5 protein-coding genes are annotated in these 16,118 nt (G+C 68.7%); all 5 read right to left on the bottom strand.

Annotated features, from left to right (window positions below; genetic code table 11):
- Window positions 1-56: 56 nt before the first annotated feature.
- The 5 genes from ACIQNG_RS22735 to ACIQNG_RS22755 all read right to left on the bottom strand — a co-directional run bounded on the left by ACIQNG_RS22735 (window position 57) and on the right by ACIQNG_RS22755 (window position 16,117).
- Window positions 57-755 carry an HNH endonuclease gene (locus ACIQNG_RS22735; RefSeq protein WP_401487307.1) on the bottom strand — a complete coding sequence of 233 codons (699 nt, stop codon included), beginning with the start codon at window positions 753-755 and terminating at the stop codon, window positions 57-59.
- A 44-nt stretch (window positions 756-799) separates the two neighbouring features.
- Window positions 800-2,176, bottom strand: a complete 1,377-nt coding sequence (locus ACIQNG_RS22740) for an AAA family ATPase (RefSeq protein ID WP_401487309.1) — start codon at window positions 2,174-2,176, stop codon at window positions 800-802.
- Window positions 2,177-2,273: 97 nt separating this feature from the next.
- The gene (locus tag ACIQNG_RS22745; protein WP_401487311.1) at window positions 2,274-4,415 is read right to left on the bottom strand and encodes a UvrD-helicase domain-containing protein; all 2,142 of its coding nucleotides are present in this window, start codon (window positions 4,413-4,415) and stop codon (window positions 2,274-2,276) included.
- Window positions 4,415-11,155: a DEAD/DEAH box helicase gene (locus tag ACIQNG_RS22750; protein WP_401487313.1), complete on the bottom strand. Its 6,741-nt coding sequence runs from the start codon at window positions 11,153-11,155 to the stop codon at window positions 4,415-4,417. The genes ACIQNG_RS22745 and ACIQNG_RS22750 overlap by 1 nt, the downstream gene beginning before the upstream one ends.
- Window positions 11,156-11,164: 9 nt before the next feature.
- A complete protein-coding gene (locus ACIQNG_RS22755) occupies window positions 11,165-16,117 on the bottom strand; it encodes an Eco57I restriction-modification methylase domain-containing protein (RefSeq protein ID WP_401487314.1) in 4,953 nt (1,650 codons plus the stop codon).
- Window position 16,118: the final 1 nt, after the last annotated feature.

Here is a 16,118-nt window from a genome sequence, read left to right on the forward strand (position 1 = left end):
CATTTCTTCTCTCGAGGGAAGCTCTCAGCGAGAACGTGCTTGCGCAGGGCGCTGACCTAGCAGCTGCCCAGCAGTCCGGTACGGATCACCGGATCGCGCAGCAGAGCGAGGGTGTCGGACTCGTCGGTGAAGATGTCCTCGGCGCCCGGGACGACTGCTTGGTGGAACATGGCATGAACTACGTCGGCGGTGGGCTGCTCCCAGATGGTTGCCGCACAGGCTGCCGCCTCCGCCAGGTCGTCCTTCTCGAAGGCAGCGCGCCACTGGTCCAGGAGGAGCGGGGTGATCCGATACGCGTTGCGCCGTCCCCGGACGAGGATGCTCCGATTGAGACCGAAGACCTTGATCGTCGCGGTACCCCTGTCGGTGAGGTCGAGGTATTCACCGGCTGCGAGCGACAGGTGCAGATGCGGAGCGGGGTCCTCACTGCTCGGGTCGATGAGCAGGGGCGTGCCGTCGTTGGCGAGGGGGAAGAGGCCACGTTTGAGGTGGCTGTTGCACAGGGAGCACGCCAGCAGGTGGTTGTTCCAGTCGAAGGTCCGTAACGGATTGACACGGACGGGCTCGAAGTGGTCGATGTCCGTGCCCTGGTTGTCCCCGCAGTACATGCACCGCTCCAGCCCGGGTGCCATCTCCGCGAGGGCGCTTCTCAGCACGGGGTGTATGTGCCTGCGGACGGACGTGTGCTTCCATAACTGCCCCGCTCGCGTCTTGGGTGCAGCGGCCTGCCCGATGTCACCGGTGTAGCCGGCCATGGAAGTCAGCGTCGACTGCGGGAGTGGCACCCTCGTCACTCGGATCATGAATCGCGCCGTGGACGGCGGGAGTGGAGCCCGGCTGCGATTTCTTCGACGCGAGCTGCCGGTGAACTGGCCAACTTGCGCTTCAGGTGGCGGTATCGGTCCCTTTCCTCTTCGCTGGCGCGGCCTCGCACGACGTCCAGTTCCAGGGCGAGGAGTTCTTCCCGCTTCTCTTCGGCCTGGTCGGAGTAGGGGGTGTCGAGCCCGAACAGGTCCGAGAGTACGGCGTCGTCGCCGCTGCCGAAGATGATGCGGTCGTAGAGGTGCTGGGGCACGACCTCCACAGGGCCCTCCACGTCGGGGCCCGGCAGCCGGATCAGTCCGCCCGGGTCCGCTGCCTGGCAGACGTAGGGGCTGTGCGTGGTGACGATGAACTGGATGTTCGGGAAGTGCGCCTTCAGCCAGCCGCCGATGCGCTTCTGCCAGGACACGTGCAGATGGGCGTCGATCTCGTCGATGATGACGACCCCGGAACTCGGAACGTTCGGCGTGCCGTCCGTCGTGTCCAGGACGAGTTCGCCGTAGGCGTCATGGATCTGCTTGAGGATGTCCACGACCAGGGCAGCCACCGTGCGGTAGCCGTCGCTCATCTCCCGCAGCGGGAACCGGTGGTTGCGGTTGACGACCCATAGGCCTTCGGAGTCGACGTTGTCGATCCGGTAGTCGTCGGGCAGCAGGTCGTCGCCCAGGATGGCCAGAGCGGCCGCCTTGAGGTCCCGGGCGCCGTCGCGGTCCTCGAACGCGCGCAGGTGCTGCTCGATGAGCCAGCTCACGCCTTCCGCCAGCGACGCGTCCTCGTGAAAGAGGCTCGTCAGCCGGGCTACCGCGCCTGAGCTGGACATCAGCCGCTGGATGTCGCTCGAGCCCCCGGCGAGCCTGCGGAAGGGACCGTACCCCGCGCAGAACCATCCCACCGGATTGTCCGCCCACGGGCCGCGCTGGGCGACGGGGCGTTCCTTCTGGTAGCCGATGGCGTTCAGCGCCGGCTGCCCGGCCCGGCTGGAACCCGGCTTGCCCGAGAGTGACGTCTGCTCCGCCGCCGTCCAGCGGAGTCCTGCCCAGATGGGTCGGACCGGACGCCGCCCCGAAGTGAATTGGTCCTGCTCCGGGTCATGGACCAGGCACACCTCGGCTTTCGCCACCGTCTCGTCCCGCGAGACCCAGGTGTCGAACCCGGGGACGAGACTGCGGGCCACGGCAGGTCCACTGATCGTCAGGGCGACCGCGCGCAGCAGGGTCGTCTTCCCCGAGCCGTTGCGGCCCGCCAGGACCGTCCAGCCGGCGTAGGAGCCGTCGGGCCTGGTCAGGTCCAGGTCGACGTCGCGTGCACCGTGGAACGACCTGATGTTCCGTAGGCGAAGGTTTTTCAGGTACATGTCTCGTCCGCCCGGATCCCGTTCTGAGGTGAGAGCCGGACGACGGCCGGCTCCGTGGTGACTCTAACGCGGCGGCGTTGTGTCGCGTCACCGCAGGTCAGTGGCAGCCCTCCAGGAACGGGCTGCGTGGTCCGGCCCAGGTTATGGAGAGCTGTTCGCGGGCCCTGGTGGCCGCGACGAACAGCAGCGAGCGCTCGCGCTGCAGGTCGCGGTCATGCTGGGTACGGTCCTCGGAGGCCGGGGTGACGGCGCCTGGCTGCGGCACGTGATCCGCGCCCACTCCGATGATCGCGACTGCCCGGTATTCCAGGCCCTTGATCCGGTGCATCGTCATCACGTGCACCCCGGAACCGATGGCCGGAGTCTGCCGCGGTTTCACCCTGACGGCCTTGATCCCCGCGTTGTGCAACGCCTCCACCGCCGCGTCCGCGAGCTTGTTGGTCCGGGCGGTGACGACGATCTCGTCCTCCTTCATGCCCTCGCCCAGCCACTCCTCGACCCGTCCGGCCAGGCCCGCGAGTTCGGCGGCCGTGCTCGGGTACTCGGTCAACTCGGGCTTCGCCCCGCCGAGAACGGACCGGTAGCCACCCAGGTCCTCGGTCGCGTCGTCGAGGTCGTCGAAGCTCGCGTCGCCCAGCAGGCTCAGCGACCTTCCGAGGATCTGACGGGTTGTGCGGTAGTTCAGGGTCAGCCGCCTAGAGCGTCTCCCCCGCACGTTGATACCGTGCGCGCTCAGCGCGGTCCGGTTGTCGTAGATCCGCTGGTGGGCGTCGCCGACGATGAAGAGGTCGTCCTCGCCGACCGGGACGAGCGCCCGCAGCAGCTTCCAGTGCGCGGCGTGCAGGTCCTGGGCCTCGTCCACGACGATGTGCCGGTACGGGCGGGTCTCGTCGCTCCGGCCCGAGGCGATCCGGGCGGCCTGCGCGGCGAGTTGGGTGACGCCGACCTCACCGGCCGCGTCAAGCCGGTGCTCGAAGGCCTCGATCAGCCCCCACACCTGCGCCCGTTCCGGGCGGTTGAGGCGCCGGCCGCGACCGGCCCGGCTGGCGACGAGGTACTCGTCGCGGCTGCGCACGTCCTGTGCGAGCACGACCTGCTTCCATTCGGCCTCCAGGAAACGCGCGTCCCAGCGGTGCGGCTGCTGTTCCTCGGCCAGGTCCTCCCAGCGCCTGCGGATCTCGTCGTCACCGAGCGACTTGGGGGTCTTCGCGCCGAAGACCTCCTTGGCGATGCCGTAGGCGACCTTGTCGATGTTGCGGACGTCCACCTTCGCTGTGAGCTGGGTGCCGCCGAGGTCCTCAAGCAGCGAGCGCAGCAGTTCGGCGAGCGTGGTGGTGTAGGTCGTGAGAAGGATGGCCTGGCCGGGCGGCAGCCGTTCGGCCAGCGCCTTGACCCGGTGCAGGGCGACGACGGTCTTGCCCGTGCCGGGGCCGCCGGTGACCCGTACCGAGCCCTTGTTGGGGGTCTTGCGCTCGGCCAGGGCGCGCTGGGCCGGGTGCAGGAAGATCCGCCAGGCCGACAGCGGCTCGGACATGATCCGGCCGAACTCGGCGACGTCGCCGGTGACGACGAAGGACTCCTTGGTCGCGGGGCGCTCGTTGGCGGCCTCGTAGTCGTCCGGGTCGATGGTGTCGCTGGTCGCGGCGACGGAACTAACGTGCTCCCAGACGTCCTCGACGGTCATGCCGTCGGCGAGGCAGAGGATCACGTCCCTGGCGAGCTTGGGCAGGTGCTCCACGAAGCCGAGTATCGCGTCGATGCTGCGGATCTCACGCAACGCCGGTACGACCGAGGGGTGCACGCCGAGCCGGTCGAAGTCGGCGTCTGAGACGTGGGCGAAGACGGACGGCTCCTCGGTGGCGGGCGCCTGGGCGGGCTGCCCGCCCAGGGCGCCGTGGAGGCTCGCGAGGTTGATCAGTTCGACGCCGCCGGTGACCTTGTTGATGTCGAAGATGATGTGCGAGGCGAGGGTGTAGGCGTCGTCGTGCGGCAGCACCGCGACCAGGTAGTAGATGCGGTCGGCGTAGTGCATCAGCACCGCGCGGAAGTTGTCGTTGATCCTGGCCGTGCGCACCCGCTTGTCCTCGGCGCCCTTCGGCGGCTTGAGGTTCAGCCCGTTGGCGTCCGGGTCCCGCTGCATCTTCATGATGAACTGCAGGACCTGTGCCTGGACCGACCCGTCGAGCTTGTCGTAGTACTTGCCGAAGACATCCGCCATGACGACCTGGGCCTTGGACATCACACATTCTCCAAACGCTCGGCCAACTCGGCCACATCAACTGTCCCGGTGTGTACGACGTGCCAGCCGGCCTCCGCAAGCGCGGCGTCACGGTGCTCGTCCACGTCGAGGAACACCGCCACCCTGGCGTCCGGCCAGGCGAGTTCCGCCTGCTGCGCGACCCGGTCGTCGAGCTCGAAGCCGACCTGCGGGGCGCCGAAGTGACGGGTGCGGGCTTCCCGGCACAGGGCGAACAGCAGTTCCTCGGCCTGCGAGGAGGCCCACTCGACCGCCTCCGCCCAGGGTTCCGGTAGTTCGTCGGGCAGGCCCGTGGTGGTGGGCAGCGCACCCGCGAGGAGGGCCACCGTGTGCGGGTCGAGCTGCCCGGCCGTGGACATCGCGACCTGGTGGAACGAACGCGGCAGTGCCGAACCCCGGTCGCCCGTCAGCAGCTGCAGCAGATTGGACCACCGCAGCCAGTCGGCCCACCGCGCCCGATGGCCGGGCTCGGCGACCGCCTCGTCGCGGTCGTCCAGCACGGTGAAGGCCGACCAGGCGGACATCCCGGGCTGCCCGGTCGCGGGCTCGGCCCGCCGGTCGAGCAGTCCGATGACGCGCAGCCCGCCCAGGGTGCGGATGTCCATCGCGATGGCGTCGGCGGCGGCCGTGTTGCCGGCGACCGGCAGGGGGCTGCCCGCCAGCACGTCCGGCAGTCGCTCGCCCACCGAACGCCGCTCGATCGGCTGCCGCGTCGCTCCGCCCCCGGCGAAACCGCTGATCAGCGCTGCCGCCCTGCGGGACCACTTCTCCGCGTCGGGATCGGCGAGCACCGCGAGCAGCGTCTCGATCGGGTTGCGCAGCGCCGGGTCCAGGGTGTCGTCGGGGCGTGGGCCGCCCGTCAGCATCTGGTGGATCTGCCGGGCGGTCCGCAGCGCGCCCTCACCGAGGAGCGGTTCGGCAGGGGTGCGCACCTCACGGTCGTCCGCGGTCCCCTCCACCGCCGCCTTCCACGCCATGACGTCCGCGTGCGTGAACTGCCACACCTGCATGCCCTCGGCCCGCAGCGCCTCGCGCTTGGCGGCGTCGTCGGCGATCCGGTTGATGCCGGTGCTGGCGTGGAAGGCGTAGCCGTCGAGGAAGACCGCGATGCGCGTCGACGGCCCGTCGATCCGGGTCAGTAGATAGTCCGGTTCACTGGGCGCGGACGTCAGTTGCCGGACATGGTCCTGGAAGAGCCAGCGGGTGCCGCTGCCGTCCGGGCGGGTGAAGCGCAGCTCGTACTCCATACCTCGTTCCCCGGCGCGGGGCGTCACCGAACCGGACTCCGGGCGGCGGCTGCCCCAGTCGACGAGGGTGCGGACGAACTGCTTCTCCAGCTCGCTCTCGGCGAGCTGGTCGATGCGCACCCCGGACAGGGTGTCGACCTGCTCCGTGTCCCAGCCCGTGAGGATCTCGTCCAGCAGCTCCCTGGCGACCCGCAGCGACGCGAAGGGGTGTTCGTTGCTGCTGACGTGCGGCAGCAGGCAGCGGTGACAGGGGGTGCGCAGGTTCTCCTTGCCGCAGGGACAGTCCCGCAGGGCGATCTGGGCGAGGGTCAGCACCCGGTGCAGCACGGTCGCGTCGGCGAGGTGCTCCAGGTAGCCGGTGCCGCCCGGCATGGAGTCGTGCAGCACCAGGAAGCGGCGGCGCAGTTCCCGGGTGCCGCCCGGCATGGTCGCGGGGACGACGCGCAGGTGGTCGGGAGCGCCGCCGAAGTGCTTGGTGATGCCCAGCAGCAGCGCGGCCTTGAACGACACCAGCCGGGTCTGCAGTTCCATCGTGGAGACGGGCAGCAGGATCCGCAGTGCCTGCGTGGTCAGCTCGTGCGCGAGGACGAGCCGCTGCATCGACGCCGTCTCGGCGTCGATCCCGTCGTCCTTGTGGCCGCACCAGTACGCGTGCCGGGTACCGATCCGCTGGGCGGCCCGGTCCCATGCCTGGGGGTGCACACCGCGTACGGCCCCGCACTCCAGGCAGGTATCGAAGCCGGGCACCTGGACGTCGTCGCCGGCGATCTGGTGCTCGGGACCCGCGGCGGCGGCTGGGCCGAGGTTGAGGGTGCGGATGGTGGCCACTCGGGCGAACTCCACACCGAACGGCAGCTCTCCGACCCGCTTCCAGGCGCGCAGCCCTTGGGGCTGTTCCGGGTCGATGTCCACCAGCGTGATGTCGTTGAACCGGCGTCGTTCCCGCTCGTCGCGCTCGTCGGTGAGCCGTGCGTCCTCGCGCCGCTCGCGGGCGGTGACCCGTTCGGGCACGAGTACGGTGTGGAGCGCGCCGGGATCGGCGATCTGCGGCGTCAGGCAGCGCGGGCACGCCGTGACGTCGAGGCCGGACTCGGCGGTGGCGACGTAGCCGCACTCGGGGCACAGCCGCCACTTGGCGTAGGCGGTGTCGCCATCGCCGGCGCCCAGGTCGAGGCCGTTGACGATGTACTTGTAGCCGTCAGTGTGGAAGGTGTTGCCGGGCGCGAGTTCCAGCAGGCCCATGCGTGAGCCCCGCCCGTACTCGGTCAGCTGGTCCTGGAACTCGCCGTCGGCGTCCTTCCACCACAGCGTCGCGTCCAGCAGCGTGGCGTCGTCGTGGAGGGTGTAGTTGGGCAGCAGGCCCAGACGGACCATGGCGTTGACCGAGTTCTCGCCGACCAGGGCGTCCCTGCGTCGGTTGACCGACCTGCGCTCGGCGTAGAGCTGGCGGCGCTGCTCGTCGCGTTCGCGGTCCCCGGAGGCGGTGGACAGGGCGTCGAAGGCCCGGCCGATCTGCCGGGACCGGGAGCGCAGAGCCTCCAGGCGTTTGCGCCACGCGGTGGCGGCCTGGCCCACGGTCTGCTCCAACTCCAGCTGCGCGAACTGCCGCAGGCCTTGCTCGGCCTCGGCCGACATGCCCGGGAAGAGCTGGACAAAGGAGGACGCGAGTTCGGCGTGGCGGGCGTGGGCGACGTCCAGGAAGCGGCGGAACCAGCCGTCCTCGGCGAGCCCTCGGGTGAAGAGGGCGCCGATGCGGTGCGGCATGGGCTCCTCGGGCATCATCGTCCCCCGCCACAGGCTGCGGTCGGCGGCCCGGTCCAGCAGGTACGCCAGGTACTGGCGGCGCAGGATCTCGGAGGCGTCGAGGTAGCAGTCCGGCGGGATGATCCGGCCCGCGAGCATCTCCTCGGGTGCATGCAGGTAGTACTGGTTGCGGGCGCCGCGCGGTACGAAGGTGACGGTGAGCGAGTTGCCGGTGCTGCGCCCGGCACGGCCGATGCGCTGCGCGTAGTTGGCGGGCGCGGGCGGCAGGGACGCGAGCAGCACGGCGGACAGGTCGCCGATGTCGATGCCGAGTTCGAGGGTGGGCGTACAGGTCAGTACGTTCGGGTCGAACGGCGAGGGGCGGTTCTTGAAGGCCTGCTCGACCTCCTCGCGGCGGGCCCGGCTGAGCGCGCCCGTGTGCTCGGCGGTGAGGACGTCACCGGGCCGGTCGACCGTGTAGAGACGGCGGTAGTAGTCGTCGCTGTAGTCGCGGTCGTCTGTGGTGAAGGTGCCGCCGCACTGGAAGCGCAGGCAGGGTGTGCCGAGCCAGTTCTCGCGTCGGCCGGGCGGGACGGTGTGCCGCCAGGTGCAGCTGTCGCAGCGGACGCCGTGGTCGTTGACGCCGGTTCCGTCGTCCCCGGCCCCGTCCGCCCCGTTGCCGTCGTCAGGGGACGACGGGCCGGTGGCGAGGCTGTGCACCATGATGGTGCGCGGCCTGAGAGCGAAGACGGTCGAGCCGCCCTCGGCCGGATAGGTCGCCAGTATCTCGCGCTGCGCGAGCAGCTTCATGGCCTGTTCGGCAAGGGCGCGGGCCTCGCGTCGCTCGCAGCCGAGGGTGCGGTGCCCCCAGTCAGCGAACCAGGTGTTGTCGCGGGCCAGCGAGTCGAACTCGGACGTGCCGAGGCGCCCGAGGACCGGGAAGGTCGGTGCGGCCAGGCCGCGCGGGAAGGCGGGCATGCCCGTGGGCCGACCGCCCCAGATCGGCCAGCGCCGGGCGCCGGCCTGGGCGATGTACTCCTTGAGCCAGGGATGGAACAGCGCCCCGCGCAGGCGCATACGCTCCAGCAGGCCGCGCAGGTAGACGATGTAGTCGGCGTCGTCGGTGGGGAGGGTGATCTGCCCCGGGAGGCGCTGGTGGGCTTCCCGCAGCAGAGCCGCGACGGCGGCGGCGTCGGGGAGGTGTACCTCGGCGGCGGCGGTGCGGGTCAGTTCGAGGGTACGGCCCAGGCGTGAGCGCAGGCCGAACTCCAGCAGCGTCTGGAAGACCATGCGGTCCTGCAGCATGTAAGCGCCCGCGTCGCTGAACCCGTCGCCGCTGAGGAGCGTCCGGATCTCCGGGTTGTCGCGCAGGTCGGGCGGCACGATCGAGGCGAGCTTGCTCATCTCGCCCTTCTCCGCCGCCGTCACCACGGCTTCGGCGGCGTCGGTGGCCAGATCGTGTACGGCGACGGGGGTGCCCGGCTTGAGCTGCTCGGCGAGCAGCCCGCGGAAGGTGAAGCCGAAGCTGCGGTTGGCGATGAACGCGGCCCGGTGGGTGGCGTCCTGGACGGAGTCGGTGAAGACCAGCAGTTTGCGCTCGTCGTCGGTCAGGCCGCGGTCGGAGAAGAGCTGGGTGGTGGTGACGGAGGCGAGGGTAGCGGTGCCCGCACCGAGGAAGCGCATACCGTCGGTCAGGTCGCAGGAGGGGCACTTGTCGCCTGCGTTGGCGGGGATGGGCCCGGCGACGGTGATCACGGGCACGGTGTCGTTGCTCGGCACCGTACGCAGTTCGGCTTCCTCGGCGTGCAGGAAGACGGCGGTGTGCTCGCCCGGCCTGGCGCGGATCATCCAGCGGACGGCGCGGTTGCTCTGGGCGGAGGCCCGGTAGATCTCCAGCGGCTTGGTCTTGAGCTGCTGCCACTCCAGATCCGTGGAGAGCGCGGCCCAGCCGGAGCGTCCGCAGTGACGGCAGTACACGGCGGGGAGGTGGGCGCGGTAGGCCGGGCCGACGGGGTGGACGAACGGGACGGGGCTGTCCGGGGTGAGAGCGGATGCGCCGTCGCCGGGGGCATACGGGTCCGTGTCGGCGTCGGCGGTGCTGTCCACCTCGGCGGACGGGTAGACGGCGAGGTTGGCCGGGTTGGGCCGGGTGTCCCCGGTGGGGCCGTCGTCGTCGAACCAGCGGAAGTGGGGCGTCGGCGTCGCGGCGCGGATCACGCGGCGCACCTCACGGACCCAGAGCTGGGCCTCAACGCGGAGGAAGGGGATGATGCGGTCGGCGATCGGGTCGTAGGCGCGGGCGGTCGAGACCAGCGCGAGGAGCCGTGCGAGGCCGGTCGCGACCAGGTCGATGTCGGTCCGGGCCGCCTCGTCCCAGGCCGCGCCGCCGCCGCGCTTCGCGAACTCGCGGGCGATCTCGGGGACGGTGACGGGAGTGTCGCCCGCGACGTCGAGGAGGGCGCGGATGAGGTTGTGCTGGCGGAGCTTCTCGCCGAGTTGGATTGGGTCGGCGAAGTCCCTGCCGACGACGAGTTCGGCGAGTCGGTGGAGGGCCGACGGGTCGTCGATGGGGTCGGGGACGGCGGCGAGGGCGGCCGCGGAGGGCACGGGGAGGAGGAAGTCGGGCTCGGCAACGAAATCGCCGGGCGTCTGACGGTCCTCGCCGATGAGGGCGGAATCCGGGAAGGGGGTGCCGAAGACCTTCTCGGCGAATTCGAGGAGGAGTTCGCGGTCGGACTTCTGGGGGCCGTCGGGGGTGGGGGCCGCTTCGGCGGAGGGGGTGCCGCTGATGGCTGCGGTGCGGCCGACGGCGCCGGTTCCGCCGGTTCCGCCGCCGAGGGTGGCGGAGGTGGCGACGGGGGTGATCGTGCCGAGGGGGCGGCCCGGCTCGGCCTTGCCGGTGGCCGCGCCCAGGCGGCGCAGCAGCATCGCCACATCGGTGCCCTGGGCGCCGTCGTAGGTGTGGAACTCGTCCAGGACGACGTACGTCAGCCCGCCGTCCTGCCAGAGCGGGACGTCCGGGATGCGCTGGAGGAGGAGGTCCAGCATCTTGTAGTTGGTGAGCAGCAGGTCCGGCGGGTTCGCGCGGATGGCCTCACGGTCGGTGATCAGGCGGCTGTTGGGGGTCAGTTGCGCGGGGGTGACGGTGCTTGCGCCGGACTCGCGGGCGTAGGAGCCGGGGGCGTTCTCGTCCTCGTCGTCCGGGGGGCGGTTGCCGGAGGCGCCGCCGATGTAGATGCCGGCGGTGACGGAGGAGAGGGCGGCGTTCTTGGCGAGGAAGTCGTCGATACGGCGGGCCTGGTCGTCGGCCAGCGCGTTCATCGGGTAGAGCAGCAGCGCCTTGACACCCTTCACCCCGGCGGCGCGGGCACGGGCGCAGTGGTCGAGGATCGGAATGAGGAAGGACTCGGTCTTTCCGGAGCCGGTGCCGGTGGTGACGATCGTCGGCTCGGGGGCGTGGCCAGACTTGCTGGACAGCCGCTGCCAGGCGTTCGCCTGGTGGGTGTAGGGGCGGAGGCTGGGCGACCAGTCAAGGGCCTTCTCCCAGCCGGGGGGCGCGTACCGGAAGGGCGTACGGACACGGAGGTACGGGCCCCGGAAGAGCCGACTCTCCGGCCGCTCAAGGAACGCCTCGAGCTCCTCGCGGACGTCGTCGTCGGCGAGCGCGAAGCTCGTCGTCAGGTACGCGGCGAGGGCACGGCGCAGATCCTCGGCGGCCAGGGAGGGAAGCATGGCTGGGTGCTACCTGCTTTCCGGGGCGCGGGTGGGCGTGGCGGTGGACTCGGTGAGCGTGGGCGAGGGCGTGGTGAGGGGGTGCTCGGCGAGGTAGGCGGCGTAGTCGCCGTACTCGCTGGCGTGGAGGCGAGCGGTGAAGTCCGCATGGGCGCGGGTCATTTCAGCCTCGCGGTTGGGCTTGACCCAGCCCTCGGGGATGGCGGGGGTGGGGTCGCCTGCGCGGGCGGCTTTGGCCCAGGCCTTGACGAAGGCGGTCTCTTCGGGGGTCTGGCGGATGCCGACGTTGTGGGTGGCCGCGCCGATCTTGTGACCGTCGGGGGCGAAGAACATCTCCCACTCGTACTTGCGCAGTACGGCGAACTGGGAGCGGTACATGGCGCAGAGTTGTTCGGCGGTGAGCCCAAGCATGATGGCTACAAGTGCGTCACTTTCAACTAGGGCCATGCGGCGGTCGTACTCCGTGCGAAGCGGTGTCGCCATCGACCAGGTGGGCTCGACGGCCTGGATCGGCAAGCGGGCTGCTTCCGGGTCGGTCCAGCGCTCAGCGAGCCAAGCTGGTTCGAAGAGTTCGTCCCAGAGGGGGGCATAGTCACGAGTTAGGCAGTTCAAGCGGAGAGTGCGGAGCAGGAGCGGGGTGGTAAGGGGGCTTTGGAGAGGAGCAGGGAAGTTGCGGGCGAATTCAGCATTGACTTTCGACGCACCTGAGACTTTAACCAGATAGTCAAAGTTGATCGTGGCCCAGAGGCCGCCAATGACTGCTGTCTCTCGATTGGTATCCAATGCCATGGTGTGCACTGCGTCCACATGAGTGGGACCGGGCGGCAAGAGTGCAGCCTGTAGCGATCGCTCGGTATTCGAGGTGATCATACGACGCCACGCAACGCGAAATCGCTCACGCGCGAGGGAGCCGCCCCATGTACGCAGTGCCGCAGTAAACTGTTCCGGCGTGCATGATCTTTTGAAATTCACTCGGGGGATTATGGTTTCAGGCAGCACTTCCAGGTCCCATGTCGAGTAATCCTTGTTTGATTTACACTCCTCATTCGGCTGCTTGGCGAAAGGGGTAGCCACGGAGAAGTGCGGCCCCTGCAGCACCACCTCGTCCCACGAATCCGGCAAATGGGTTTCCCATTTAATCACACGCTGCTTCTTGGCTTTCCCTTCATCAAGCTCCAGCGACCACTGGAAGCTCGTTCCTGGAATTCGCTCAGAGAAGCGAGAGAGGGCACGCAGTACTTGATTTTCGGCTGCCGTAACCGGACGCAGCGCACGGGCTTGCGCCGCTGGCGTGCCCGGAGGGTCTACCAGTGCGGCCCAGTCGGCGAGTGCGTCGATGGTCACGCGTACGATGCGCTCACTGTGCGGCCGCGTGTCCCAACCACCTTCCGGGAATTGAATACCCGGCAGCCCACCCCGACCGTCATGGTCAAACGAGCGGTCAACCACCGAAGGGTGAACAACTCGCGCGATCTGCGAAAATTGTACGTCCCGTCGCGCCCCATAGACGCTGACTCCGAAGTTTTTGTTGTTATCTACATCTTCGAAGAGGAGGATATTGTTGCCGTACTGGAAGTGGCGACGAAGTCTTGAATAAGTTTCCTCTCGGAACGGCCCTCCAGTTGGCACAGTAAAGTGATTCTCTTCATGAATGAGCGCCGCCGATCCTTGCTCGTTGAGGTTGCGCCACGCCCGCTCCATGAAACTCATGTATAGATTGGTCTTCATCCCGGAAAGTAGCGCATGATAAATGGGGGAGCCGAGATGCTCGCTGATTCCCGCCCAAGAGGTCAGGTCCAACAAGTAAGCTTGAATGGCGGATGTCTCAGAGAGGGCGTTTTCCTTGCGGTCCGATTTTACTTGAATAGATGCATTTTCGATAAGGCCGAACCAAGCATCATGTTCAGCGACTGCGAGATCGTCATCCCACTCGAACTTCACCCATGGTGGGTTTCCCACCTGAAGGTCAAAACCGCCCTGCTCAAAGATGTGCGCAAACTCCAATTCCCAGTGAAAAAACCCCTCCTGTCCGGTGACTCGATCTACTTCGCTCAGCCACGAGAACCGCAGCATTACCGACGGTAGGTCTGCGCACTGGCTCATCACACGGTCGAACTCGTCATCCGTTGCCAATTGCTCGAAAATTCCAGTGTCCGCGAACAACCCGAACTCGTCGTCCAGTCCGGCCGCGCCGCCGCCGACCCGGCCGGAGGACCTTGCCTTCGCCTTGGCGGCCGGGACCCCCAGCACTGCCTCGCAGAATGACAGCCACTCCTCCATGCTGGGCGGCGTAGGCGTGTCGGGCTGCCCCACGGGCCAGAACCACAGGGCACACCAGGCGTCCATGACGAGCTTCAGGCGCCCCCGCGGCGACCCAGGCTCGTTCAGCGCGCTCTCGATCTGCTCACGGGTCACGTCTCCCGATGCCTTCTCCAGCGGCTGGTCGGGGTCGACTTCCCACACGTCGATCTGGCGCCGGACCTCCTGTTCACTCACGATCAAGCGACGCCGGGTCAGCTCCCACAGCCGTTCGACTCGCGTTGCCAGCGCCAGCAGTCGCTTGCCCTGCGCCACCGACGGCGTCGCCGTGACAGCGGTCCGCCACTTGGCCAGCTCGTCGCGTTCGTCCTTGGCCAGCTCCTTGGCCTGCTTGGCGTCCGCGACCGCGCCCCACCCCCTGGTCGGCAGCAGGAAGTGGTGGATCTCCTTGCCCGCTTCGAACTGTCCTTCCTCGGCTCCTGCCCGCAGCGGCCGGTCCGTCGGGACCGTCGTCAGCCATGCCTTTCGCTTCAGTGCCTCCGCCGCGTACACGGCCCGCCGGGCCCCGATCAAGGAGTTGCCGCGACGTAGGTGCAGGCCGAACCAGGGGGCTTTCAGGCCCTCATGCATCGAGTTGAGCCACAGCGAGACCTCTGCCAGCTCGACAGCGGTCTGGTTGAGGTCAACGCCGTAGCAGTTGTGCAGGGCCAGGTACGCCTTGACCTTCTGCAGCTCCGCCTCGTACCGGTCCGGAGGCAGTTGTTCACCACCCAGCTCCGCCATCCTGCGCTTCAGGTACTCCGCAGCCAGCTGATTGATGGCCTCATTGAGGAACGCGCCCGAGCCCAGGGCGGGCTCACACACCGTCAGGTCCAGGATCGCCCGCGCAGGCGTCGTCTCACCGTCCTGGTCCAGCAGCTCCGCCAGCGCGTGCTTGACCGTGCTGCGGGTCAGTACCTCCGGCGTGTAGTACGACGCCGATCGCTGCCTCTCCCGCCCGGACAAGCGGTACACGAAGCTGCCCTTCTTGTGCAGGACGCGCTTCTTTACGCCCGTCAGGTCGTCCGTCCGTTTGACGAAGACGTTCTCGTCGTAGTTGTCGGCGTCCTTCAACGGCACGACCCAGGTGCCGCTCAGCCCGTCCGAATCCGGCTTGGCAACCTCGTACAGGTCATCCCACGCGAAGAAACCGGTGTACGACATCAGGCCCTCGTACACCGCGCCAAGCTGGTTGATGCCAAGCTGCGCGTACGAGATGAAACCCTTGCCGGTGCCACCGCTGGCCTTGCCGCGTCCGCTGCGCCGCCCCTGGGTGAGCATCAGCAGGTTGAGCACCCGCCACAGCACCTTGTTCCGCAGCTTTGTCTCGATCCGCTCGCCCTCAACCGACACCGAGCCGATCAGCGGGGTCGCGTCGGCCTTGAACAGGTCGCTGCGCAGGGCCTCGAAGCGCAGGCCGTCCGCGTCGAGGACGGTCACGTTGTCCTCGGACGGTGCCTCATCCCTGCCCAGGGGGCGGTGCCCCTGGTCTACCAGGCGGAACAGCAGGTCCAGCGAATCGGCGAAGTGCGTGCCGTCCTGCGCCTCCTCCGGAAGGTCGTAGGAGACCAGTTCGCCGAGCCGGGCCAGGCCGTAGCCGTCCTGGTAGGCGTCATCCTTGCTGGGCAGGATGCCGAGTTCGGGCCGGGCTTCTGCGTAAAGCAGGAACAGGATCCGGTACAGATACCGCAGCGACTCCCGAGTTAGCCGGCTCGCCAGCTCGGCCGGGTCCCCCAGCTCCGCCGGATCGGCACCCCCGTCCTTGAGCCGGTCCAGGATCTCCTGGGCGATGAGCTCGACCGACTGCCGCAGGCCTTCCCGCAGCTCCTTCGAAACACCCACCGCGTGCTTGCGGCCCTTGTCGATCAGCCCGTCCAGATACCCGGCGACACCACCCTCCGTCAGCAGCGACTCCGCGCCGAACAGCGCCGCCACCGCCTCCAGCTCCTCGCCGTCCGCGCTGAGGTTGCGGTCCAGTGCCTCGTCCACGCTCACCGCGAGGAACCGGCCCTCGTGCCAGGCCGTGCGGTCGGCGAGCAGTACCGCGCCGCCCGCGAGGAGCAGGACGTAGCGCGGGGCGTAGCCGTCCTCGCAGCCGAAGAGGAAGGTGACGGCGTCGGCCGCACCAGTGATGAGCTGCTTGCCGTCGAGCAGGATCGGGTCGAGGAGTTGTGCGCCGCCGTCCTCGATGTCCGCGACGACGAGTTCGCCGTCCACCTGCCAGGTGACATCCAGGGCGACGAGTTCCAGGCCACCGGGGCCCGTGACGGCGAGGGCCACCGGCACCGACCGTTCCTTGTCGCCCTGCATCACCTCGAAGTCGCCCCGGCGGAGTCGGGTGTGGGTGGAACCCGCGGGCTCCAGAGCGGCGGGCTCAGCATTCTTGCCCTCGCTCTCCGGCTCGACATACGCCAGCGCCGCCAACAGGCGGTCGTTGAGCTCCCGTACCTCGGGACCGTCGAAGGCCTTGTTCTCGGTGATGCGGACCTTGGCCTTGAAGTACTCGCGGCGCAGGCCCTTCACACCCGACCGGGACGACGGAGCGCCCGCCCGGTCGGCGGAGGTCCAGCGCTTGCGCAGCTCGGTGAGGTCCTTGGCGAACAGGTCGGCGAGGTAGTGGGCGGAGATGTACTCACCGCGGTTGGTGATCGCTTCGAATGCCACG

The sequence above is a fragment of the Streptomyces sp. NPDC091377 genome (assembly GCF_044757045.1).
In the GTDB taxonomy this organism is placed as follows: domain Bacteria; phylum Actinomycetota; class Actinomycetes; order Streptomycetales; family Streptomycetaceae; genus Streptomyces.